The sequence below is a fragment of the Hyphomonas johnsonii MHS-2 genome, from assembly GCF_000685275.1.
In the GTDB taxonomy this organism is placed as follows: Bacteria; Pseudomonadota; Alphaproteobacteria; order Caulobacterales; family Hyphomonadaceae; genus Hyphomonas; species Hyphomonas johnsonii.
On record NZ_ARYK01000008.1, the window covers coordinates 55044 to 76654 of the forward strand.

Annotated in this window: 22 protein-coding genes; 8 read left to right on the forward strand and 14 right to left on the reverse strand. The window is 64.3% G+C overall.

All coding sequences use genetic code 11. The features are described 5' to 3' along the window. Positions 1-10: 10 nt before the first annotated feature. Together HJO_RS14615 and HJO_RS14620 are read right to left on the reverse strand one after the other, a co-directional pair. Positions 11-1855 (reverse strand): SLC13 family permease, encoded by a 1845-nt coding sequence (locus tag HJO_RS14615; protein WP_035618276.1) that lies wholly within the window; start codon positions 1853-1855, stop codon positions 11-13. Positions 1856-1896: 41 nt separating this feature from the next. After that, positions 1897-2538: a flagellar motor protein MotB gene (locus tag HJO_RS14620; protein ID WP_035618279.1), complete on the reverse strand. Its 642-nt coding sequence runs from the start codon at positions 2536-2538 to the stop codon at positions 1897-1899. A gap of 171 nt (positions 2539-2709) precedes the next feature. Between HJO_RS14620 and HJO_RS14625 the strand changes: the two genes are divergently transcribed. From HJO_RS14625 to HJO_RS14640, 4 genes are all read left to right on the forward strand, one after another. Further along, a complete protein-coding gene (locus tag HJO_RS14625; protein ID WP_035618282.1) occupies positions 2710-3573 on the forward strand; it encodes an NAD(P)-dependent oxidoreductase in 864 nt (287 codons plus the stop codon). A gap of 3 nt (positions 3574-3576) precedes the next feature. Then, positions 3577-4578 carry a TIGR00341 family protein gene (locus tag HJO_RS14630; protein WP_051618652.1) on the forward strand — a complete coding sequence of 334 codons (1002 nt, stop codon included), beginning with the start codon at positions 3577-3579 and terminating at the stop codon, positions 4576-4578. 81 nt (positions 4579-4659) lie between these two features. Beyond that, positions 4660-5094, forward strand: coding sequence for a DUF1801 domain-containing protein (locus HJO_RS14635; protein ID WP_051618653.1), 435 nt, complete (start codon positions 4660-4662; stop codon positions 5092-5094). A gap of 15 nt (positions 5095-5109) precedes the next feature. After that, complete coding sequence (locus HJO_RS14640; protein ID WP_035618284.1) at positions 5110-5544, forward strand: DUF1801 domain-containing protein; 435 nt, start codon at positions 5110-5112, stop codon at positions 5542-5544. 72 nt (positions 5545-5616) lie between these two features. On the opposite strand, the gene HJO_RS14645 is transcribed toward HJO_RS14640, so the two are convergent. The 6 genes from HJO_RS14645 to HJO_RS14670 all read right to left on the reverse strand — a co-directional run bounded on the left by HJO_RS14645 (position 5617) and on the right by HJO_RS14670 (position 11878). Next, complete coding sequence (locus HJO_RS14645) at positions 5617-7392, reverse strand: M48 family metalloprotease (RefSeq protein WP_035618287.1); 1776 nt, start codon at positions 7390-7392, stop codon at positions 5617-5619. Positions 7393-7429: 37 nt separating this feature from the next. Beyond that, positions 7430-7798, reverse strand: coding sequence for a hypothetical protein (locus HJO_RS14650; RefSeq protein WP_156945697.1), 369 nt, complete (start codon positions 7796-7798; stop codon positions 7430-7432). Beyond that, positions 7795-9924, reverse strand: a complete 2130-nt coding sequence (locus HJO_RS14655; RefSeq protein ID WP_035618293.1) for a hypothetical protein — start codon at positions 9922-9924, stop codon at positions 7795-7797. The genes HJO_RS14650 and HJO_RS14655 overlap by 4 nt, the downstream gene beginning before the upstream one ends. A 262-nt stretch (positions 9925-10186) precedes the next feature. Continuing rightward, the gene (locus HJO_RS14660) at positions 10187-10861 is read right to left on the reverse strand and encodes a cytochrome b/b6 domain-containing protein (RefSeq protein ID WP_035618296.1); all 675 of its coding nucleotides are present in this window, start codon (positions 10859-10861) and stop codon (positions 10187-10189) included. 6 nt (positions 10862-10867) lie between these two features. Further along, a complete protein-coding gene (locus HJO_RS14665) occupies positions 10868-11380 on the reverse strand; it encodes a c-type cytochrome (protein ID WP_162173840.1) in 513 nt (170 codons plus the stop codon). Between the two features lie 147 nt (positions 11381-11527). Next, positions 11528-11878, reverse strand: coding sequence for a hypothetical protein (locus HJO_RS14670; RefSeq protein WP_035618299.1), 351 nt, complete (start codon positions 11876-11878; stop codon positions 11528-11530). Positions 11879-12063: 185 nt separating this feature from the next. On the opposite strand from HJO_RS14670, the gene HJO_RS14675 reads away from it, so the two are divergent. Next, entirely contained in the window at positions 12064-12558 is a 495-nt protein-coding gene (locus HJO_RS14675; RefSeq protein WP_035618302.1) for a DUF2165 family protein, read from the forward strand. Between the two features lie 81 nt (positions 12559-12639). Here the strand turns inward: HJO_RS14675 and HJO_RS14680 are convergent, their stop codons facing one another. From HJO_RS14680 to HJO_RS14700, 5 genes are all read right to left on the reverse strand, one after another. Continuing rightward, positions 12640-13929, reverse strand: a complete 1290-nt coding sequence (locus HJO_RS14680; protein WP_035618305.1) for a hypothetical protein — start codon at positions 13927-13929, stop codon at positions 12640-12642. A 129-nt stretch (positions 13930-14058) separates the two neighbouring features. Next, on the reverse strand, positions 14059-14415 hold the full coding sequence (locus HJO_RS14685; RefSeq protein WP_035618308.1) for a hypothetical protein: 357 nt from the start codon (positions 14413-14415) through the stop codon (positions 14059-14061). A gap of 201 nt (positions 14416-14616) precedes the next feature. Further along, on the reverse strand, positions 14617-14982 hold the full coding sequence (locus HJO_RS14690; RefSeq protein ID WP_084142056.1) for a GIY-YIG nuclease family protein: 366 nt from the start codon (positions 14980-14982) through the stop codon (positions 14617-14619). Positions 14983-15098: 116 nt separating this feature from the next. Next, on the reverse strand, positions 15099-16094 hold the full coding sequence (hemB, locus tag HJO_RS14695) for a porphobilinogen synthase (protein WP_035618310.1): 996 nt from the start codon (positions 16092-16094) through the stop codon (positions 15099-15101). A gap of 30 nt (positions 16095-16124) precedes the next feature. After that, on the reverse strand, positions 16125-16661 hold the full coding sequence (locus HJO_RS14700) for a GNAT family N-acetyltransferase (protein WP_035618313.1): 537 nt from the start codon (positions 16659-16661) through the stop codon (positions 16125-16127). A gap of 62 nt (positions 16662-16723) precedes the next feature. On the opposite strand from HJO_RS14700, the gene HJO_RS14705 reads away from it, so the two are divergent. From HJO_RS14705 to HJO_RS14715, 3 genes are all read left to right on the forward strand, one after another. Next, positions 16724-17863: an acyl-CoA dehydrogenase family protein gene (locus HJO_RS14705; protein WP_035618316.1), complete on the forward strand. Its 1140-nt coding sequence runs from the start codon at positions 16724-16726 to the stop codon at positions 17861-17863. 74 nt (positions 17864-17937) lie between these two features. Beyond that, entirely contained in the window at positions 17938-20469 is a 2532-nt protein-coding gene (locus HJO_RS14710) for a zinc-dependent metalloprotease (RefSeq protein ID WP_035618320.1), read from the forward strand. 48 nt (positions 20470-20517) lie between these two features. Further along, complete coding sequence (locus tag HJO_RS14715; protein ID WP_035618323.1) at positions 20518-21357, forward strand: TauD/TfdA dioxygenase family protein; 840 nt, start codon at positions 20518-20520, stop codon at positions 21355-21357. Here HJO_RS14715 and HJO_RS14720 read toward each other — a convergent pair. Beyond that, on the reverse strand, positions 21354-21605 hold the full coding sequence (locus HJO_RS14720) for a PilZ domain-containing protein (protein ID WP_035618326.1): 252 nt from the start codon (positions 21603-21605) through the stop codon (positions 21354-21356). The two genes, HJO_RS14715 and HJO_RS14720, sit on opposite strands and share 4 nt — an antisense overlap. Positions 21606-21611 lie beyond the last annotated feature (6 nt).

Sequence of the window (21611 nt, forward strand, 5' to 3'; positions counted from 1 at the left end):
GACGATACACTTACAGATCGAACCGCCAAGAGGCGAAAATCGTAAAGACACACCAAAGCACAAATACGAGCGGTGCGCCAAATTTCATGAAGTCGCTGAATCTGTAATGGCCGGGGCCCATGACGAGCATGTTCGTCTGATAGGCGAACGGCGTCGCGAAGCTGCAATTGGCTCCATAGATCACTGCCAGCAGGAATGGCAGGGGATCGTCCACCTTCAGCTCGGCCGCCGCTGAAAGGGCGATTGGCGAGAACAGGATGGCGGTTGCCGCATTGGTCAGGAGGTTGGTGAGCACGGCGACGGCCAGGAACAGGGCCGACAGCACGGCGAGCGTGCCATAGGGCGCTGCAAGGTCGACCACGGTATGCGCAATCGCAGCGGCTGCGCCGGTTTTCTCGAGCGCCATGCCCATTGCAAGGGCAGAGCCGATGACGAGGAAAATGCGCAGGTCGAGGGAGCGGCTGGCCTGGCGCGTGTTGACGCAGCCGACAACCAGCATGGCGACCGCGGCGAGGACGGACGCGTGCAGGATCGAGACCAGGCCGGTCGCCGCGAGGGCGACCATGGCAAGGGCGATGACGCGCGCGGCAACCGCGCGCCGGGTGAGCGGTATCTCGGTCTGCGACCATTCCAGAAGGATGATGTCGCGGCTGGACCGCAGGTCGACAAAGGCGTCGACCGGGCCGCAGAGGAGCAGCGTGTCGCCGGATTCAAGGCGGATTTCGCCAAGCTTGGTGCGAATCATCCGGCTGCGGCGCTGGATCCCGAGGGTAACGGCGCGGGTGAGTCGGCGGAAACCGAGCATCTCGACCGTGCGGCCGACCATGCGAGACCCGGGGGCGATGACCGCCTCGGTGAGGGCGAGGGCGCCGGGGCGGCTGTTCTCTTCCAGGTCGCCACCGGCCGATTCCCAGACCTGCTGCAGGAAATCCGGCTGGCGGGCGAGGACGTTCTGCAGGGCCGCGCGGGTGGCTGCCACGATGACAAGGTCGCCCGGCTGGAGGGTGATGTCCTCGTAGGGCGGCAGGAAGGCGCGTTCGCCACGCTGGATCATGCGGACGGTCATGTCCGGCAGGTCGACGAACATGCCGGCGACGGGGTGCTTGCCTTTCAGGAAGTGGCCGAACGTGACCTCGATCTGGGCGACGAACTGCTTGCCGGACGGCTGGGCCAGCTCGTCGCTGAGGCCGCGCCGGTTGGGCAGCAGGAATTTCGAGAAGATGGCGAGGTAGATGAAGCCTGCACCAGCGAGGATGAGGCCCATCGGCGTCTGGTCGAAAAAGCCGAGCTGGCGGCCGTCGATCCGTTCGAAGGCCTCGGCGGCGAGCAGGTTGGTCGAGGTGCCGATCAGCGTTGTCATGCCGGCAAAGATGGACGCGAAACTGAGCGGCATCATCAGCTTGGACTGCGAGGTGTTCATGCGCTTGGCAATGGCGCTCATCACCGGCAGGAACATGATGACGATGGGCGTATTGTTGACGAAGGCGCTGGTGACGAACACGGCGAGGAAGGCCAGGACCAGCGTGCTGACCGGGCGTTTCTCGTACCCCCCGACGAGCGCCTTGGTCGGGCCGTCCAGGGCACCGGTCTGGAACAGGCCCTGACCGACCACGAGCAGCGCCATGATCGTGATCAGGGCGGGATTGCCGAAACCGGACAGCAGTTCGACGGCACTGACCGGCGTGCCGTCAGCCCCATAAGCGCCAGGAATGGTGAATAATAGCAGCAGGCCAGCGATCACGCCGACGGAGACGAGCTCCATCGGCCAGCGGTCCGACATGTACAGGACAATCGCAACGCACACGACCGCGAGGCTTGCCCACATGGGCCAGTGGGCCAGGAAGTCAGCGATCATCTGGTCTCCGGTTCATATGGCAAGCATCTCCCTTACGGGGCTCAGCCGTCTGTGTGAACCAATATGCTGATCCGCCGGTTGGCTGACAAGTGCGGTTGGCCCGGATACAGAGGCTGGGTATCGGACAGGCCGGACACGGCGCGGATGCGCGATGCGGCCAGGCCGGCCTGTGTCAGGGCGCGCCGGGCTTCGCTGGCCCGCTCTGCCGAGAGATCCCAGTTGGAATAAGTGCCGGCGCCGGTGAAGGCATCGGTGTGGCCTTCGATCGAGACCGGCGCGTCGAAAGGTGCCAGCGCCTGGCTGGTGAGGGCGACGAGGTCGCGGCCCGCCGCCGTCAGGGCACCGCTGCCGGTGTCAAACAGGGGGCGCTGGGCGCTGTCGACCAGGTCGATTCGCACGCCGTCGGCTTCGGTCGTGAGGACGACATTGTCGCCCGCATCGGCAAGGCCGGGTTGCTGGCTGAGCGTGGTAAAGAGCTGGCCGGCAGGAGAATCAGGGGCGGCCGTCGTGATGGCCACGGCGGGGGTCGTCTTGCTGTGGAAATAGTCGGCGATCTCGGCACGGTCTTCCGGCGAGACGCCGCTGACCAGCCACATTATCAGGAAGAACGCCATCAGGGCCGTGAGGAAGTCGGCATAGGCCATCTTCCATGTGCCGGCCTTGCGGGCCGGCGCGACGGGCATTCTGCCCGCGTAGTGCCGAGTGGTCGTGGCATATGCCATACGCTCGAAGTCCGATCCTTCTGATCTGTAATGTGAGAGATAGCAGGTCTTGGTGAAAGCCAGCCCAAAGCGAAGGGTAGGATTTCGATGAAATTTGATCTACTTGGCCAAGGGCTAGCAGGAGAAACTACGATGGCGCGGACGGCATTCCTCGGACTTGGCGTGATGGGATTTCACATGGCGGGGCACCTGGCGCGGGCCGGTCACCAGGTCAGTGTGTGGAACCGGACGGCGGCCAAGGCAGCGGCGTGGAAAAAGGCCCACAAGGGCGACGTGGCCAAGGACCCGGCCTCGGCCGTGTTCGGCGCCGAATTCGTTTTCCTTTGCCTGGGTGACGACCCGGACGTGCGCACCGTGTTCGATGCGCTGGAACCGAGCCTCGGGGCCGGGATGATTGTTGTCGATCACACGACCGCCTCGTCTGGCCTCGCGCGGGAACTGTATGCCCGGTGCAAGGCGAAGGGCGCGCACTTCGTGGATGCGCCGATTTCCGGCGGCGAGGCCGGCGCGGTCAATGGCAAGCTGACAATCATGTGCGGCGGCGACGCGCCAGCCTATGCCGCAGCCGAGCCGGTGATGGCCGCCTATGGCAGGAAGATGACCCTGATCGGGGACAGCGGCGCCGGACAGCTGGCAAAATCGGTCAACCAGATCTGCATCGCGGGGATCGTGCAGGGCCTGGCGGAAGGCCTGCACTTTGCCGAGAAGGCCGGGCTGGACGCCGAGAAGGTGATCGAGGCGATCAGCGGCGGCGCGGCGCAGAGCTGGCAGATGGAAAATCGCTGGCAGACGATGGTCGATGGCCAGTTCGAACACGGCTTTGCGGTCGACTGGATGCGCAAGGACCTGCGCATCACGCTGGAAGCGGCGCGCGAGAATGGTGCGAGCCTGCCGCAGACGGCGGTGGTGGACCAGTATTATGCCGACGTGCAGGCGATGGGCGGCGCGCGCTGGGACACCAGCAGCCTGATCGCCCGCCTGACGCGGAGCAAATAGGCCGTGCGGCGCCTGGATATCCATCTCGCAAAGGACGCAGCCAGCGATACGGTGATGCGCGCCATAAAAGCTGCCGACCCCATCGATTATGTGGTGATGGAAACCGAGCAAAAGGACCGCAGCCTGATTTCGGTCTTCATGCGCGAAGGCACCGGCCAGATGCTGATGGACAATCTCCAGTCGGCGCTGGAAGGCCGCAAGGACTGGCGCATCACGGTGCTGCCGATCGAGGCGACGGCGCCCAAGCTGGACGACGTGGACAGTGAAAAGGCGGCCAAGTCCGAACGCGCGACGCGCGAGGAGCTCTATTCCGATGTCGCTTCGGGCGCGCGGCTGGACCGTGATTTCCTGATCATGGTGGTGCTGTCGACCATCGTGGCGACAATCGGCCTGAACTCGGACGGTATTGCCGCGGTGATCGGGGCGATGGTGATCGCGCCGCTGCTGGGGCCGATACTCGGGTTCTCGATGGGGGCCGCGCTGGGCGATTTCGACCTCCTGAAGCGGGGCAGCGTCACCCTGGCCGTGGGGATTGCGACGGCGCTTGCCACCTCGCTCATCATTTCCTTCTTCCTGCCTCTGGACCTGAACAGCCGGGAACTGATGTCGCGGGCCGAAGTGCGGCTCGACGGCCTGGCGCTGGCCATGGCGGCTGGCGGGGCTGCGGCCCTGTCGCTGACGCGCCGGCAGGGAGCGGCCCTGGTCGGCGTGATGGTGGCAGCAGCCCTGTTGCCGCCCGGCGCGGCGCTGGGCCTGTTTGCGGGCAGCGGCGAGTTTTCCCTGGCGCTGAGGGCGGCGCTGTTGCTGGCATTGAACATCGCGAGCCTGGTCCTGTCGGCGCTGATCGTGTTCCGGCTGCGCAAGATCCGTCCGCGCAAGTGGATCGAGCAGAAGAATGCGACCCGCGCGGTGTGGCTGAATGCCGGCCTTTCGGCCTTTTTCCTGGTCGTGGCGGCGATCCTGATCCTGGTGCTGGATCTCGGTGCCAAGGTCCAGATCGGCTAAGTGCAGGATACTTTGGATTTTTTTGCCGGAAGGTTGTAAGGTGGGATTTCCTCCCATTGTAAAGGACGTAGTCGTACCCTTATGCCAGCAGCAGAATCCGTTATCCGAGCCCCGAAAACCCGTGTTGAGCGCTATGTTGCCAGTCTGAGCGACCCGCAACGCCGCGCCGAAGGCGAGGCGCTCCTGGAGCTGTTTGCCGGCGCTACGGAGCTGCCGGCAACGATCTGGGGCACCAGCAAGATCGGATATGGCCGCTATGCCTATTCGACGCCGAGCGGGCGCAAGAGCGAATTCATGATGGCCGGGTTCGAACCGGCGAAGAAGCATATCGTGGTCTACCTGTCGCCGGACTTCGAAACCTTCACCGCGCCGCTCGAAAACCTGGGCAAGCATGACAAGGGCAAGTCCTGCGTCTTCATCAAGGCCCTGAAGGACGTGAACCTGACTGCACTGGAAGAACTGGTGCGCCTCAGCTTCGAGTCGACAGAGAAGAACTTCAAGACAAGCGAAACCTGACAGCGGGCGCGGACGATGGCCGGGGCGGACAACAAGACACAGCCGACCGCCATCTCGCCCGCGGCCTTCATTGCCAGCCTGGATGACCCGCGCCGCAAGGCGGACGCGGGCGTCCTGCTGTCATGGTTCGAGGATGTGACCGGCCTCGAGGCCCGGATGTGGGGGCCGTCGATCATCGGCTTCGGGCGATACCGGTACAAATATGCCACCGGCCGGGAGGGAGAGTTCCTGATGACCGGGTTCTCACCCCGCAAGGCGGCGATGAGCATCTACATCCTGCCGGGCTATCGTGAGATGGGCGACAAGCTGGCCCGGCTGGGCAAGCACAAGACCGGCGCATCGTGCCTGTACGTCAAGAGCCTTGCCGACATCGACCTTGCTGTGCTGCGCGAGATGGTCGAGGACGGACTGGCCTACATGCGCCGGACGTACGAGACCTGGGACACCTGAGCTGCCAGGCAGGGCAATCCACATGCGCAAGGCACTCTGCGAGCGCGCTGCGCATGTGAAGGGATGGCCTGCCTATGGCGTCTTCGGCTTGAACAGGCCGCCAAGGCCTTCGACAAGGCCTTCGGCCGGATTGTTGCCGAGTTCGCCCTGGCGTTCGAAGAAGGCCCGTTCTTCGGCTGTCAGGTCGGCCGGATCAAGGCCGGCATGGTTGGCCTCACAGGCAGCGATCAGGTCGGCCCGCTGGGTATCGCGGCAGGTCCTGACATGGGTCATGGCCAGGTCCACGTCGTCGCGGGCAACGGCGAGGTTGATGCGCGACGGCAGGAAATACTCCGTATCCATCAGGACAGTCTCGCCCCGCTGGATGACGGATTCAGCCTCTGCGTAATTGCCGCTGCGCACTTCGAGACGGGCCAGGCGCCGGTAGCCATCCGGCAGCGGCACGGTCTTGATGGCCGCCTGGTAGCGCAGGCGTGCGAGTTGCGGATTGCCGGCATATTCGGCAACCCGGCCGGCTTCGAACTGGATCGCTGCCTGCTGGCCGAAGCGGGTGTTCATGGCCTGCTGGATGGCCTGTTCGGCGGCGACATAGTTCCGGTCTTCCCGGTGGCCGATGGATTCGTAATAGGCGATGGTCGCGGCCTTGGCGTCCATGAATTCATCGGTGGACTTGATGGCATCCAGCACCACGGTCGACGGTTCTTCCATGAAGGCAGCGGTATCGCGGCTTTCCTCCGTCACGTCGGGATAGGCCGTCAGCTCATAGGATTGCACGCCTTCCAGCCGCGTTTTCGGCGAGCGGTGCGTGCGGGTGACATAGCTGTAGAACTTTTCGCGGGCGGTGGTCATGAACTGCTTTTTTGCGCCGTCAAGCAGGGATGTGCCCACGTTGCCCGCATTGCCGGACATCGCCTGTTGCAGCGATGCGGGCTGGAGCGCCTGCTGCTGCATGCTGGAAACCGATTCCTGCAGTGCCGTGGTCAGGGCGGCGGTCAGCGTTTCCTGCTCGTACAGGGACGTGAACATGGCTTCGTAATAGGGCGCATTGATGCCCTCGGCCTTGATCAGGTCGAGGGCCAGCACATCGGCCTCGTCTTCCTGGTTGCGGTTCCAGGCCGGGGCGAGGCCCCGCGCCGAGAGGGCGCTGATCAGGTCGAACGTGTTGATCGCCGATTCCACGTTCTGTGACACTTCGCTCTGGTTCTGGACCACGAACGTGCCGCCGTCTGCCGTTTCCTGGTAGCGCATTTCCTGCAGGACGGCGGCCGTGTTGTAGAGGCCGGTCAGCTTGCTGGCGAACGATTGCATGCCAGCCAGGCTGTCGCCCTTGTTGTGGTGGCCGAGCGCATAATGGCTGAACTCGTGGGCCATCAGGTATTGCAGCTCCTGGTCTGACTGGACTGTCGGTCCCTGGGCCGCCGCCGCAGCGCCGGCGGTTTCGAGCACCGGCGAGAAGGTGCCGAGGCCGATGACGATCGTGCCATTGGCATAGGTGACACCGGAATACTCGTTGAGCATCGAGATCTTGACCCGCGGCTGGTCGGGAAGCGGATGCGGCCAGTTCGCCGCGATACCGGCCAGCATCGTGTTGAGCTGGGATTCGGTGTACGGCATTTCGAGAACCAGCTGGGTCAGTTCACCCTTGTTCTCGAGGTCCTGGTTCAGTCTCGCGCCTTCAGAATCGGTCGAGTAGACGGTCGGCTCGCTGGTCACGAGCTTGGGTCCGTCCTTGCCCGATTCCGAGAAGCCGATCGGATTGATCGTCTGCACCGCGTCCATCGCAGTCGCGCACGCGACAAGCGCGGCAGTGGATGTGGCCATCGCCAGTATGTTCAGTAAGCGTTTCATGGTGTCCCCATTTGGAATGCTGTCTCAGGTGTTGTGGTCAGTTCTGGTTGACGCAGGCAGATTCCCCCGAACCCATCTGTGTTGCGCCGATTTTCTGGTTGCTCTGGGCGACCTTGATTTCAGTCGGTCCGCAAACGCGCGGCTTGTTGGTTTCGACGTTCGTGTCAGTCGCCTTCACGCGGTATTCCTTTCCGCCATGTGTGAATTTGACGAACATGCCGTCGACTTCATAAGGCGTGTCCAGTTGCTTGAAGGCGGTCGTGTCGACACGGGTGAGCTTGCCGTCGATCATGGCCATGACACTGGTCTTCTTGAAGGCCAGCGGCGTAGCGTCGTCCGCCTGTGCGAGTCCGGCCGAGGCCATGAACGCGCAAGATAATGCGAGGGCGAATAGGATGCGGGTCATATCGGGTCTCCTTCTGGGGTGGGGGCTGGTGGAAGCTGTGTCCCGGCTTCCGCGGGTGATTCAGGTTCGTCTGCGATCGTGGTGGGTGGATACAGCAGGCTGACGATGCGCTCCTTCTCGGCGCGGGCATTGGCGGGCCGCTGGCTGCTTTCGAAGCCGATCGTTTCCATGTCGAGATAGCGCGCCGTGCGGGCGATCATGTTGAGGAAGGCGTTGCCGGACCGCTTGATCACCGGCGTCTGGCGCAGCAGGCGCGCGATGTCGTCGCCGATTTCGTCACGCATCAGGAAGATGAAGAACGACCATGACAGCGTCAGCACGCCGATCCAGTTGAGCGGCGCCATGCGCAGGTAGAACAGCTGGAAGTAGAGTGCGCCGCCGACGATCAGCAGGATGGTGCCGAACGTCATGATGTAGAATATCCAGTGGCTGGGGCGGCGTTGTGCGCGGGTGCCGGTTTCCAGGGCATGCGCCTTGTCGATCAGGCTGCGGTTCATGGTGAACTGGCCCAGAACCCCGGCCAGTGCGACGAACAGCATGACAAATGTCTCGTACACGTCTCCCTCGTCCACGCGGCCGATACCCATGAAGCTGAACAGCCTGTTGCCATCCGGGCCTCGCAGGTAATCCTGATGATCCGTGATCAGGTTGTCCAGTGCCATTGCGTGCTGGTGCATGCCGGGCAGCCGGCCGTGGGCCGTTGATGGCGTCCAGTCAGCCGAATTGCGGAACCGTGTGCCGACAATCATCACCCGTCCGTCAAACACCGCGCGGGCCATGCCGTCGGAGACGCTGCCCTCGCCGATCGTGAAGAAGGGCACTTCGAGATGGTACGGGCACGGCTGGACCAGCGTGCGATAGGTCTGCATGTCGCTGCCGGACGTCCGGTTGAACAGGAGACGGGCCAGCATGACGACCGGGTTGGCGTCGATATAGCAGGTGATTTCGGATTTTTCCTGGCCGGGAACCACCGGATTGTCCTGCTTCGGCGCGGGGGCCATCTCGTCGATCTTCCGACCGAAAAGGGGCAGCTTCTCGATGGTCGGGGCCTTGCCGGTGACGAAGGTTTCCATGTCGGCGAAATAGCGCGGCACATTCGACCCCCAGATCAGGGACATCTGGTCGCCCCGGCGGTCGAGGATCACCTGCAGCCGCTCTGCCATCTTGAAGGTCCGGTCGGACTCGTCGGGATCCTTGTCGATTTCAGGGCACTGGTTTGCATTGTCGATGCACCAGGCGAGATAGGTGACCACGGCGGGGGTTGGCCTGCGCTGGGCCCGCTGCCCTTTCTTCTGGAAGTATTGCTGCAGTTCGGCATGGCCGAGGGCGGTCGTGTAGGTCGGGTACATGCCCTCTTCGGTCAGGAAGCGGACCGGGGCGAGAATGGCGATCCTTTCGAGATCCCTCTGCGCCGGGGCCGGCTCCTCGCCGTCGACGAGCGGTTCGACTTCGATCGACCGGGCAAAGACAAGCGGTATCCCGCCATTCGCCTTGATGCAGGCGACTTTCAGGAGCGCTGTACCGCATCGCGATGCGGGTTCGTCCTTCCACTTGCCGTAGGCGGTCGCTGCTGCGACCTCGGTGAGAAATTCATTGTAGTTTGCCCGTTCCTGCGCGGTGCCGCCGTTTTCAAGGAAGATGAAGTCGAAGAACATGGCCGGCGGTGGCCGGATCGGACCGCCATCGCGATTGGTGCGGCCTTCATGCAGCGTGACAAGCTCGTGTATGAGGAAGGCATGGTCACGATAGGTCGGCCGCCAGCTTTGCCAGCCGGCATCGATGACGCTCGGCGCGTCCTCATCGCCATCGGCGCCCGGATCTGCTGCGCCGGCGAAGCTCTTGAACACCCGGCCCATCGTGTTGAGGACGACTTCACTGAGATAGACGGTGACGATCTGGTCCTGGCCGATTTTCGGCGCGCCGGGATCAACCGGATCGGGCAGGCGCCAGAGGTCGTGCTCGGCGTCGCCTTCGGCATTGACATAGGCCTCGATCCCGAAATCGTCCGGGTTGGTGCGGGCGTCGCCATAATAGGAGGCGAAGGCCCGGTACAGGATATTTCGGCTGTGCTGATCCATCGCCGTGTCGATGCCGAATGGCTCGATCGCGGATATGAACAGTGCCAAGCCGGAAAATACTATCGAAAATAGTATTCCGCGGACCACCGGGTGCCAAGCTTTCGTCCCCATGAAAGAAGGTTAAACAGAAATTAATTCCAAGTGAAACCCATAGTTGGAAGGAAACGCCAAAAATTGCGCCTGCGGACAGCCTGCCGGTCATGAATATGCCGTGCAGTGTACAATTGTGTAGCAGTTGCAACGATTGATACGTTCAGGCCGGCACTGCAGTATCCACAGGGCGCGGACGGTCAAGTCCGTCTGAGCGCGATCAGCCGCCTGCGTACAGGATCGCCGAGACGACGGCGAGGGCGATGACCGCTGCCCCGATGATCCGCGGCCAGCGGGCGCGACTGTCTGCCGGCGATGTTCCAAAGTCTGCGCGCGGACGGTGGCCTGTCAGCATCGGCCTGACGAGATTGTCCTTGAACAGCAGCAGGTAGGTGGCGATGGCGACCAGGTGAAGCCCGATCAGGGTGAGCAGGACCTTGAAGCTGATATGGTGGATCTCTGCGAACAGGCGGCCGGTTTCGAACGAGACGTAGCGTCCGAGCGGGCCGGATTCCAGGCCGTCCACATCGACCGCGAACAGGCCGGTGGAGACCTGCGTGGCGAGTGCCAGCAGCATGGCGATGACACTGAGCGCGCCCGCCGGGTTGTGCCCGAAATGCGGGTGGTGCCGGCGGCCCAGCATGTCGCGGACATGGGCGAGCAGTTCACGCGGGCGAACCAGCATGCGGGCAAAGCGCGCGGTGGCCGGTCCGATGAGGCCCCAGACAAGGCGATAGACCAGCAGCCCGACCAGCGTGACGCCAAGGCGCCTGTGCCAGTCCATGATGCCCTGCTCGGCCGTCCACCACATCAGGGCGAAGCCGAACACCGTGAGCCAGTGAAACAGTCTGAGCGTCCAGTCCCAGACCTGAACCTGCGCGCGACTGTCCGGCATGCCGGCCTAGTCTTCCGCGCGGAATTTGTCGTGGCAGGACTTGCAGGTCGCGCCGGTGGCCTTGAACGCCTCAGCGATGGCGGCGATGTCACCGGCCTGGGCCGTGGTGTCGAGCGTTGCGGCGGCTGACTGGAGGTTGGTGATCTTCGTTTCCAGTTCGGTGCGCTCTTCCCAGATGACGGCAAGGGCCGCTGTCTTCACACCGGCATCGGGGCCGCTGCCGGCCGGGAACCAGGTGTCCATGTCGGACACTTCGGACGGGATGGCGGCTGCAGCGGCCTGGATCGCGGCGAGATCCGGTTCGCCGGCCTTGAGGTTGTCGCTGATCGTCTTGAAGGCCTTGCCGACGTTCTTCAGGTGCGCCTGGCGGGCCTCGATCGTTTCCCGGGCCGTCAGGCCGTTCTCCAGCGTCACGGCGGACTCAGCGGGGGCTGCCGGACTGTCGCCCGATCCGCAGGCAGTGAGCAGGGCAAAGGCGGCGAGGGCGGCAATGGCGAAGGGGGTCTGGCGAGGCGTCATGGTGTTCTCCGTTCCGGCTGACCCGCACATTGGTAGGCAAAGCCGGCGCCGGATGCAATCACCGGCGCGGAACCGGCCAGCACCAGCGGCCGGCATGGCGGGGCCATCCGGGGCGATGCGGGCTGAATTCGGGTGCAGGCGCGCGGATCAGGACGTGTCGGGCGCGGCCGGGGCGCAAACCGCGCTGCAAGCGTGGCAGGGCGCAGCCGTGGCCGCAGCGGCGGGCAGGTGTGATTCCAGGAACGCTACCGGCGTGTCGCATGCCAGGCCGGGATCGGCCCAGGCAGGGCAGGCTGGCGCGTCATAATGATAGAGGGACGGGTCGCGCGGGGCATCGCTGATGCAGGTGACGGTGAGATTGCCGAAGCGGTCGATGCGGAAGAGGACATCGCGATGGTGCGTGTCGATCCAGGCCTGCAAACGCCAGAGCTGGAGCCACAGCCAGGGCCAGAACAGCGGATAGACAAAGGCATAGAGATGGGCGCGGCGCGTCAGCATGATGGGACCATTATGCGCGGGGACAGCAGGGGGCGGAGAGATTTGAGGCGCGGACAATGGCGGCTGCAGGACGCGGCGATTTTCCGGGGGACAGGCCGGTGCCTGACGGCACCCGCAATTCCCTGCTTCCTTGCATGCCGCAAAGATTCGCCTAGTTTGACGCCGAAACAGGGAGGGGAGCAAGAATGCTGCGTATCGTGAAAATACTTCTGGTGCTGAGTGTCGCCGCATGGGCGCTGGTCGCCGTTGTGGGCAATATCGTCGACTGGGGCGGAACCACGGGGGCGGTGGCCGCGACCACGTCGATGTCGACATTCGACGCGGTGCCGGCGAGCAGCCGGGCAACGTCGAACCCGGCGGTCATATTCCTGGGAGCATCGTTCATCGTGCTGCTGAAGCTGGCGACCGGCCTGCTGTGCCTGGGCGGAGCGTGGCGGATGTGGACGGCACGGGGGGATGATGCGGCGATCTTCGAGAAGGCGAAATCGCTGGCGCTGACCGGCTGTGGCGTGGCCATGTTCATGCTGTTCGCCGGATGGATCGTGATCGCCGAGACCTGGTTCGAGCTGTGGCGGTCACCTGCGCTGCTCGACCCCGCGCTCGGCTCGGCGTTCCGTTATGGCGGGTTCATCGGCGTGATCGCGCTGTTTGTCGGGATGCGGGAAGAGCAAGGCACCTGACGGAGCCGTGTTTCGCGTTCGCTGAGGGTGAGTCCGGATTGGGGGCGAGGGCGGATTGCGGCAATCGCTGCCCGCGCATGCTTACCGGCTGTAATACGTCCAGCCATTGATGTTGAGGCTGGATGAATTGCTGAACGTGGCTCCGGCGACGGGCGGGGCGAGCCCTGCCGGCTGCGCCGCGTCGAGCCATCCCGCGAACCCTTCGACAACGTGGCCATTATCAAGCAGCAGCGTCATGGCATGGCCGTCGACATAGTAGGAGCCCGTGACACCGCCTTCTGCCTTGCCGCCGGGCAGCGTGGCGGAGCGGACCGTGCCTGCGATGAATTTCCCGTCCGGCGCCAGGATGATGTCATGCTTTCCGAGCGCGGCGGCAGGCAGCGTGCCGGCGGCGACCTTCTTCAGGACGCTGGTGTCCTCGCCGAAGGCAACATCGAGCGCTGTGCCCTTTTTGAACGGCCTGTAGGCGCGGACCATTTCGATCCGGGAGTCTTCGTCAAAGTGATTGAAGTCGGCCTCGAATGCGCGGAGTGATTTCCACTCCGGCTGGCCCATGCCGCGCGCCTCGACGGTGCCGTTTTCCCGGCCGTCTTTCCAGCGCCAGAGGAAGGGGAGGCATTGGCCGGTCTTGTCATGGACCAGGATGTCGCCTGGGGCGAACAGTGTCGGGTCCCAGTCAAGGCAGTGCGATCCCCATGCGGGCGCGGTGTCGCTTTCGCGGGCAAACAGCATCGCCGTGTGATTGCCGACAGGTTCCCATGCGGCCGTCATGAACAGTTCGGTCAGCTGGGACCGGACCATGTCGACGATCATGACGGGCTTGTGGCCACGCGGGATCGACCGGGCATAGCCCTCAGCGGTGGGCGTCGGTGTCTGGTCGGATTGCGAGAGCTGGTAGCGCAGCGTGAACAGTTCGACGATTTGCTGTGTTATGGCCTGGTAGGCGTAGCTGTCTGCCTTCGGCCCGAGGGCGGGCTGCGAGTTGACGATCACGGCCATTTGCAGGCCGTCTTTCACCCAATGCCCCATGCCGATGAGGCGGCAATGCGGGCGGACGGGATCATCCGATGCGAAGAGCCCGGCAAAGGAGCCCTGCGTTTCGGCCTGCGCCAGGGCAGGGCAGTGCGCACGATCGGCGAAGTATGCCTTCGCGGACTCGAATTTCTCTTCTTGCGTCAGCTCGGGCCGGACATCGTTGACGATGGCGACTTGGATTTGCGGCATGTCGGGGCGTGTCAGGTAGACGCTGTTGGTGCTGACCCGCATCGCCCAGCCCGGCGGCACGATCTCGGGGGCGCCCTGCGCGGCGGCGACGCCACATGAGAGCGCCGCGACCACACCGGCAAGCCAAAGGCGAAGAACACGCGCCATCCTGGAAATCCCCCACTCTGTGTCGGAATGGGCGGCCTGGATCAGGCGGCCCGTGTCTTGTCCGGTCTCGGGGCATTTTTACCTGCCCGGCGGCATCTGGCCACCCCTGGCCGCGATATTCCGTGGCGGCTATTGCATGGGCAGGTCCATCGCCTCCAGCGAGCGCTCGAGGACGACGGTGCCGAGATGTTCGCCATAGAGGCGCATGGCGTATTCGAACATCGGCGTGCCCACTTCATTGAAGCCGACGCCGCAATTGCCCGACGCGCTGAGCCCGGCTGTCAGCATCAGCGCGCCGAGCACGCCGGTCGCCTCGCTCTTCTTCTCCTGCAGGGCCAGCAGCATCAGCTGTTTCATCTGCGCGATGTCGGCCTCGGTCGCATGGCTGATCATGCAGCTGGCGACCTGTTCGGACCGGTCTTCGGCAAGGGCAGGCGCGGCAGTGAGGCAGGCGGCCACGAGGCCAAGGCAAAGGGTGCGGATCATGGGAGGCTCCTGAATTTGACCGGCGAGGGATAGGCCGGGATCGTGTCAGGATTGGGGTGGAGGTGCGCGGGGGAGATTACGGTTGCGTTAGGGTGTGGGGCAGGTTTGCGCGTGTCTTCATGAGCGCTCATGCTGAGCGAAGTCGAAGCACGGGCGCGGGGGGGAAGGGTGTGCGCCGCCGCATTCATCCTTCGACTTCGCTCAGGATGAGTCCGGTTTATGGAGTGAGTCCTGATGGGTGAGTTTGTAGAATTTTCCCAATTCCCGAATTGGCGGCGCTGTCTGCGATTTCGATAAAGTCTTCAGCCGGGTCCAGTCACCGCGGACGAAGGCTTCCTTCTTCGCTCGGCTCCAGCCTTTCATCTGGCGTTCGAAACTGACCATGCCGGCCGGGTCCGGGAACGCGCCCGCCCAGACCAGTTCGACAGGCCGGCGCCTGAACGTGAAGGCTTTCGGATCGACGCCTTCATTGTGAGTCCAGACGCGGTTTTCCACGTCGTCTCCCCTGTGGGACCCGACATAGTATTTCCCGTCCGCGCACTGCAGGAGATAGACCCAGAACTGCATGGCCCTCTTCTAGCGCTCATCCTGAGCGAAGTCGAAGGATTGGGCGCGGGCGAATGGGGTTTTGGTTCAGGGGCGCCATCCTTCGACTTCGCTCAGGATGAGTTCGGTTTGTGAGGCTAACCCAACTTCTCCGCCGCTTCTTCCGCGAAGTAGGTGATGATGCCGCTGGCGCCGGCGCGTTTGAAGCACATCAGGGATTCCATCATGACGCGGTCGCCGTCGATCCAGCCGTTGAGGGCGGCGGCCTTGATCTGGGCGTACTCGCCGGAGACCTGGTAGGCGAGGGTGGGCACGCCGAACGTGGTGGAGACGCGGTGGACAATGTCCAGATACGGAAGACCCGGCTTGACCATGACCATGTCGGCACCCTCGGCGAGGTCGAGCGCAACCTCGCGCAGCGCCTCCTCGCTGTTGGCGGGATCCTGCTGGTAGGTTTTCTTGTCGCCCTTGAGGGACTTGGCCGAGCCGATGGCGTCGCGATAGGGGCCGTAGAAGCCGCTGGCATATTTGGCGGCATAGGCGAGGATCATCATATTGGTGAAGCCTTCCTCGTCGAAGGCCGCGCGGATGGCGCCGATGCGGCCGTCCATCATGTCGGAGGGCGCGACAATGTCAGCGCCGGCGGCGGCATGGGCGAGGGCCTGTTCGACAAGCTTCTCGATTGTCGCATCATTCGGGATGGTGCCGTCAGCATCGAGCAGGCCGTCATGGCCGTGGCTGGTATAGGCGTCGAGGGCAACATCGGTGATCAGGCCGACTTCCGGCGCGGCGTCCTTCATGGCGCGCAGGGCGCGGGGGACGAGGCCGTCGGGGGCAAGCGCGCCGGAGCCTGTCTCGTCTTTCCCTTCGGGGCCGATATAGGGGAAGATGGCGATGGCCGGGATGCCCAGCTCGCTGGCGCGGCGGGCCGCATTGGCGGCCTCGGCGACGCTGAGGCGGTCGATGCCCGGCAGGCTGGCGACCGGCTCGCGGCCCTCGCCATCATGCACGAAAATGGCCCAGACCAGGTCGGCGGGCGTGAGGACGTTCTCGGCGGCGAGACTGCGGATCCAGGGGGACTGGCGCAGGCGGCGCATGCGGGTGGCGGGGAAGGACTGGGGAAACTGGGTCATGCAGCGCTAGATGCGACAAATCCGGGGCCGCTACAACCACCCGGTCCTGCGCGCCATGAAGCAGCGCTGTGAAATGTCGAGACTGGCGGCCTGCGCCTTTTCCAGGTCGAGCATCCAGTCGGCCAGCTTTTCGCGTGGAATCTCGCGGAAACCGAGGCGGTGGTAGAACGGCCCGTTCCAGGCGAGTTCACGAAACGTGGACAGGGTGATCTGGCGCAGCTTGCGGGCTTTTGCCTCATCCACGACGCGCTCGATAAGGGCGGCGCCGAGGCCCTGGCGGCCATGGTCGGGGTGCACGCTGATCTGGTCGAGATAGAGGGTTCCGCCGCGATTCGATGTCAGCGCGAACCCGACCGGCTGGCCCTTGCCGTCGCGGACGGTGATCAGGTGCCTGGTCTCGATCGCCTGTGCGAACACGTCAGGCGGCACATGGTCGTCGAGGGCGTCTTCGTCAATCAGGCCGGTATCATTGAACAATTCGCCGGCTGCCAGATCAATGGCAATCAGCGCCGGAATTTCTTCCGGGGCAACGCGTGTGATCGAGTAGTCTTCGGGCAGGCGTCGCATTGACTCTCGCTGGCACAGTTTGTCATTGGAAGGGTATCTACTCAGAACCGGGACAAAAGCAAATGAGTGCGCACTTTTCAGACGAACAGGTCATGATCCGCGACATGGCGCGCAAGTTCGCCCAGGACCGCCTGCTGCCGCATTCGGAGGCCTGGGACCGGGACAGCCACTTCCCCGTCGACGTGATCAAGTCGACCGCCGAACTCGGCTTTGCCGGCATTTACGTGAAGGACGATGTCGGCGGATCGGGCCTGACGCGCACCGACGCGGCGCTGATCTTCGAACAGCTGGCCTATGGCGACGTATCGACGGCGGCGTTCATCTCGATCCACAACATGGCGAGCTGGATGATCGACACGTTCGGGTCGGAGGCACAGCGCAAGGCCTGGGTGCCACGCCTGACAGCCATGGAGCTGATCGCGAGCTATTGCCTGACCGAACCGGGGGCGGGATCGGATGCGGCGAGCCTGAAGACGCGCGCGGTGAAGGATGGCGACGATTATGTCATCACCGGCACCAAGCAGTTCATTTCCGGTGCGGGCACGTCGGACGTCTATGTGCTGATGGCGCGCACGTCGGATGACGGCGCCAAGGGCGTGTCGGCCTTCATCATCGAGAAGGGCACGCCGGGGCTCAGCTTTGGCGCGAACGAGCGCAAGATGGGCTGGAAGAGCCAGCCGACGGCGCAGGTGATCCTCGATGGCGTGCGCGTGCCGGCAGCCAACCGGATCGGCGAAGAGGGGCACGGCTTCCGCTTCGCGATGGCGGGGCTGGATGGCGGGCGGCTGAATATTGCGGCCTGTGCGCTGGGCGGGGCGCAACTCGCGCTCGACAAGGCGGTGGCCTATGCCAAGGAGCGCATGCAGTTCGGCAAGGCGCTGGCCGAATTCCAGTCGATGCAGTTCAAGCTGGCCGACATGGAGACCGAACTGCAGGCCGCGCGCGTGATGCTGTACGAAGCTGCCGGGCGGCTGGACGGCAAGACGCCGGACGCGACGCGCTGGTGCGCGATGGCGAAACGGTTCGTGACGGACACGGCGTTCAAGGTGGCCAATGACGCGCTGCAGGTGCATGGCGGCTATGGCTATCTGGCCGACTATGGCGTCGAGCGGATCGTCCGTGACCTGAGGGTGCACCAGATACTGGAAGGTACCAACGAGATCATGCGCGTGATCATCTCGCGGGACATGCTGAAGGACTGATTTCCCAAAAAGGGTTTGAATTCGTTCGGGGCTTGCGGCAGCGTGGGCCGCATAGCCATCCCCGGAGAGAATTCATGCGCCTTGTTGCCGTTCTTTTGCTTGCGGTGTTTGCCGTGTTTTCCTCGGCGTGTGCCGCGCAACCGAAACCGGCGGTGGCTGCAGAGGCGCCAGGCGCGGCTGATTGGGCGACGGCGACCAAGGGCCTGACGCTGAGCCAGGGCTTTCTCGACATCTATACGGATACGAAAGGCGGGCGGGTGCTGGCGGCGTTTCCGGCGCCGGATGCGGACGGGCTGTCGCTGCGGGCGATCCATTCGGCCGGGCTGACGGCGGGGCTGGGCTCCAATCCCATCGGGCTGGACCGGGGCTATTTCGACGAGGGCAGCATTATTGCCTTCCGGCGTGTCGGCAGCAAGGTCATCGCCGAAAGGGAGAACTGGACCTATCGGGCAAGCGCCGAGAATGCGCTGGAGCGCAGGGCGGTGCGGGAATCCTTCGCGCGGTCATTCGTCTGGGCGGGGGACGTGATCGCCGAGGGCCCGGACGGCGCGCTGCTGGTCGACCTCAAGGGCTTCCTGACGCGCGACGCGCTGAATGTGCGCGGCATCCTGAAGGCCCATCCGGACGGCGGTGAGTTTGCGATTGCCGAAGACCGGTCGATGCCGGATGCGTCGCAGGCCTGGAGCTTCCCGGACAATGCAGAGTTCGATGCCTTCCTGACACTGACGAGTGACGAGCCGAAGGCGCAGGTCAATGCGACCGCGGCGGACGGGCGGGCGTTCACGCTGGTGCAGCACCAGTCGCTGGTGCGCTTGCCGGACGACGGCTACACACCGCGCCTGTTCGATCCGCGTAGCGGCGCGATCGATGTCGGCTTCCATGATTTTTCCGCCCCCCTGTCGGGCAAGGTGCGGCAGGCCTTTGCGCGCCGGTTCCGGCTGGAGAAGCAGGACCCGAATGCCGCGAGCAGCCCGGCTATCAAGCCGATCGTGTTCTATGTCGATTCCGGCGCACCGGAGGAGATCCGCAATGCGCTGATGGAGGGCGTGTCATGGTGGGCCGATGCGTTCACGGCCGCGGGCTTTCCGGATTCGTTCGAGGTGAAAGTATTGCCCGAGGGCGCGCATCCACTGGACGTGCGTTACAACATGATCCAGTGGACGCATCGCCAGACGCGCGGCTGGTCGTATGGCGGCGGCGTGTATGACCCGCGTACCGGCGAGATGCTGAAGGCTAACGTGATCCTTGGCAGCCAGCGCGTGCGCCAGGACCGGATGATCTTCGAAGGGCTGGCCGGAACCGGGCAGACCGGCACGGGCGCGGCGGACGATCCGGTAGAGCTGGCCCTGGCGCGCATTCGCCAGCTGGCGGCGCATGAAGTGGGCCATACGCTGGGCTTTGCCCACAATTTCGCAGCGTCGACGAATGACCGCGCGTCGGTGATGGATTATCCCGCGCCGCTGGTGACGGTGGCAGATGACGGCACGCTCGATTTCTCGCAGGCCTATGCGGTCGGGATCGGCGCGTGGGACAAGGTGGCGGCGACGTGGCTGTATGCCCAGTATCCGGACGATGTGGATGCGGCGGCGGAAGGCGACAAGGTGCTGATGGCGGCCTATGCAGACGGCCTGCGGTTCGTGGACGATGCGCAGGGGCGCAGCGTCGGCACAGGCCATCCCTATGCCAGCGTCTGGGACAATGGCAATGACCCGGTCGCGGCGCTGGCGCAGACGATGCGGGTGCGCAAGATCGCGCTGGAGCGTTTCGGGCTGGATGTCATCCAGGCGGGCGAGCCGACATACGACCTGCGGGCGGTGCTGGTCCCGGTTTACCTGTACCACCGCTATGAGGTTGCGGCGGCGGCCAAATCGATTGGCGGATATGATTTCCGTTACTCGCTGCGAGGCGATGGCGGGCAGGCTGGGGCGCCCGTGCCGGCCACGCGCCAGAAGGCGGCGCTTGACGCATTGCTTACGACACTCGACCCGGCGGCGCTGGACCTGCCCGATGACACGCTGAACCTGCTGAACGCGCCGCTCGATTCCTTTGGCGCAGGCGCGTCAGGTGCCGAATATTTCCCCGGCACGACCGGCGCGATGTTCGACCTGGTGGCAGCAGCCGATGCGGCGGTGTCGCAGACGCTGGGCGCGCTGCTGCATCCGGCGCGTGTCGCGCGCCTGATCGAGACGCAGCGGCGTGACACAGAGGCACTGGCATTTGAGGATGTCCTGGGTGGCATCGAGCGCGTGGTGTTCGCCGCGCCCGCCACGCCGCGTCAGGCGGGCATCCTGCGCCGGGAGCAGGTGCGCTACGCGTCCATGCTGATCGATCTCGCGTCGGACGCCAGCGCGACGCCGGAAACCATTGCGCGGACTGATTCCTATCTTGGGGCCTTGAACCAGCGGATCGCCGCAAAGGGGCGGGGTGCCAATACCGTCGACGTGGCGACCCGCGCGGACATCACACGGAAGATTGCGGCGCACCTTGCCCGCGCAGCTGTGCCTGCCGCGCCGGTTGCGCCGGGCGTCGACGCGCCACCCGGCAGCCCGATCGGGTCGGACATGGGTGAGGATTGCTGGCATTGCGACACCGGACTTCTGCGCTAGAGTGATTCCATGAGACCGGCTGAAGCTGGCGCGAATGGGAGAAACGCAATGCACATCGAGGCGCTGCCCGGCGTGGGCGCAGAGATAACGGATGTCGACCTGCGACGGGTCACGGACGGTGAGATGGCCGCGATCAAGGCGGCCTATGCCGACCATGGTGTCCTGTTCTTCCGGGACCAGGATCTCAGCGAGGATGACCATATCGCCTTTGGCGAGCGGTTCGCGCCGATCAACGTGAACCGGTTCTTCGCCGCGCACCCGGATTATCCGCAGATTGCGATGGTGGCCAAGGAGGCCGACCAGAAGGACAATATCGGCGGCGGCTGGCACACTGACCATTCCTATGATGTCGAGCCGGCAATGGGCTCGATCCTCGTTGCGCGGGTGTTGCCGGCATCTGGCGGGGACACCTATTTTGCCAGCATGTACCGGGCCTATGACACGCTGGACGATGCCACCAAGGCAGAGATTGACGGCCTGAGCGCGGTGCATTCGGCCAAGCATATCTTCGGGTCGCAGGAGCAGACCTATTACAATACGACAGACGCCGGCGGCGCACGCATCGGCAATGCCGCTGCAGCCGATGTGCTGGAGGACGTGGTGCATCCGGTGGTCATCACCCACCCGCTGAGCGGCAAGAAGGCATTGTATGTGAATCCGGCCTTCACGGTGGGCATTGCCGGGCAGACGCCGGAGGCGTCAATGCCTTTGCTGGCAAAGCTGTTCGCGCATGCAATGAACACGGAGAACGCCCACAGGTTTGTCTGGAAGCCGGGCTCGGTGGCGTTCTGGGACAACCGGTCGACCTGGCACTGGGCGCTGAACGATTATCACGGCCAGCGCCGCATCATGCATCGCATCACCCTGGAGGGGTGCGCATTACACTAGTCCTGCTTGAATTCGACGCCCGTCTCGCTGCCGCATTGCCAGCGGCGGATGCAGTGGCGCGGGGTCTTGAAGTGCGGCAGGCGCATGCGGAACTCCTCGGGCAGTTCGGCGCCCTCCGGTATCACGATGCGGGCGCCGCCGGGCGACACGTCCCTGATCTCGCATTGAAGCTTCCGGAACAGGCCGATACGGATCAGGCCGGTTTCAGCGAGCTGGGTTCTCCTGCCCCTGCGATTCATCGTGGTCATCACATG

Coding starts and splice junctions, on each gene's coding strand:
- HJO_RS14615 (WP_035618276.1), bottom strand. CDS start 1,855: ATGATCGCTGACTTCCTGGCCCACTGGCCCATGTGGGCAAGCCTCGCG.
- HJO_RS14620 (WP_035618279.1), bottom strand. CDS start 2,538: ATGCCCGTCGCGCCGGCCCGCAAGGCCGGCACATGGAAGATGGCCTAT.
- HJO_RS14625 (WP_035618282.1), top strand. CDS start 2,710: ATGGCGCGGACGGCATTCCTCGGACTTGGCGTGATGGGATTTCACATG.
- HJO_RS14635 (WP_051618653.1), top strand. CDS start 4,660: ATGCCAGCAGCAGAATCCGTTATCCGAGCCCCGAAAACCCGTGTTGAG.
- HJO_RS14640 (WP_035618284.1), top strand. CDS start 5,110: ATGGCCGGGGCGGACAACAAGACACAGCCGACCGCCATCTCGCCCGCG.
- HJO_RS14645 (WP_035618287.1), bottom strand. CDS start 7,392: ATGAAACGCTTACTGAACATACTGGCGATGGCCACATCCACTGCCGCG.
- HJO_RS14650 (WP_156945697.1), bottom strand. CDS start 7,798: ATGACCCGCATCCTATTCGCCCTCGCATTATCTTGCGCGTTCATGGCC.
- HJO_RS14660 (WP_035618296.1), bottom strand. CDS start 10,861: ATGCCGGACAGTCGCGCGCAGGTTCAGGTCTGGGACTGGACGCTCAGA.
- HJO_RS14665 (WP_162173840.1), bottom strand. CDS start 11,380: ATGACGCCTCGCCAGACCCCCTTCGCCATTGCCGCCCTCGCCGCCTTT.
- HJO_RS14670 (WP_035618299.1), bottom strand. CDS start 11,878: ATGCTGACGCGCCGCGCCCATCTCTATGCCTTTGTCTATCCGCTGTTC.
- HJO_RS14675 (WP_035618302.1), top strand. CDS start 12,064: ATGCTGCGTATCGTGAAAATACTTCTGGTGCTGAGTGTCGCCGCATGG.
- HJO_RS14680 (WP_035618305.1), bottom strand. CDS start 13,929: ATGGCGCGTGTTCTTCGCCTTTGGCTTGCCGGTGTGGTCGCGGCGCTC.
- HJO_RS14685 (WP_035618308.1), bottom strand. CDS start 14,415: ATGATCCGCACCCTTTGCCTTGGCCTCGTGGCCGCCTGCCTCACTGCC.
- HJO_RS14690 (WP_084142056.1), bottom strand. CDS start 14,982: ATGCAGTTCTGGGTCTATCTCCTGCAGTGCGCGGACGGGAAATACTAT.
- hemB (WP_035618310.1), bottom strand. CDS start 16,094: ATGACCCAGTTTCCCCAGTCCTTCCCCGCCACCCGCATGCGCCGCCTG.
- HJO_RS14700 (WP_035618313.1), bottom strand. CDS start 16,661: ATGCGACGCCTGCCCGAAGACTACTCGATCACACGCGTTGCCCCGGAA.
- HJO_RS14705 (WP_035618316.1), top strand. CDS start 16,724: ATGAGTGCGCACTTTTCAGACGAACAGGTCATGATCCGCGACATGGCG.
- HJO_RS14710 (WP_035618320.1), top strand. CDS start 17,938: ATGCGCCTTGTTGCCGTTCTTTTGCTTGCGGTGTTTGCCGTGTTTTCC.
- HJO_RS14715 (WP_035618323.1), top strand. CDS start 20,518: ATGCACATCGAGGCGCTGCCCGGCGTGGGCGCAGAGATAACGGATGTC.
- HJO_RS14720 (WP_035618326.1), bottom strand. CDS start 21,605: ATGACCACGATGAATCGCAGGGGCAGGAGAACCCAGCTCGCTGAAACC.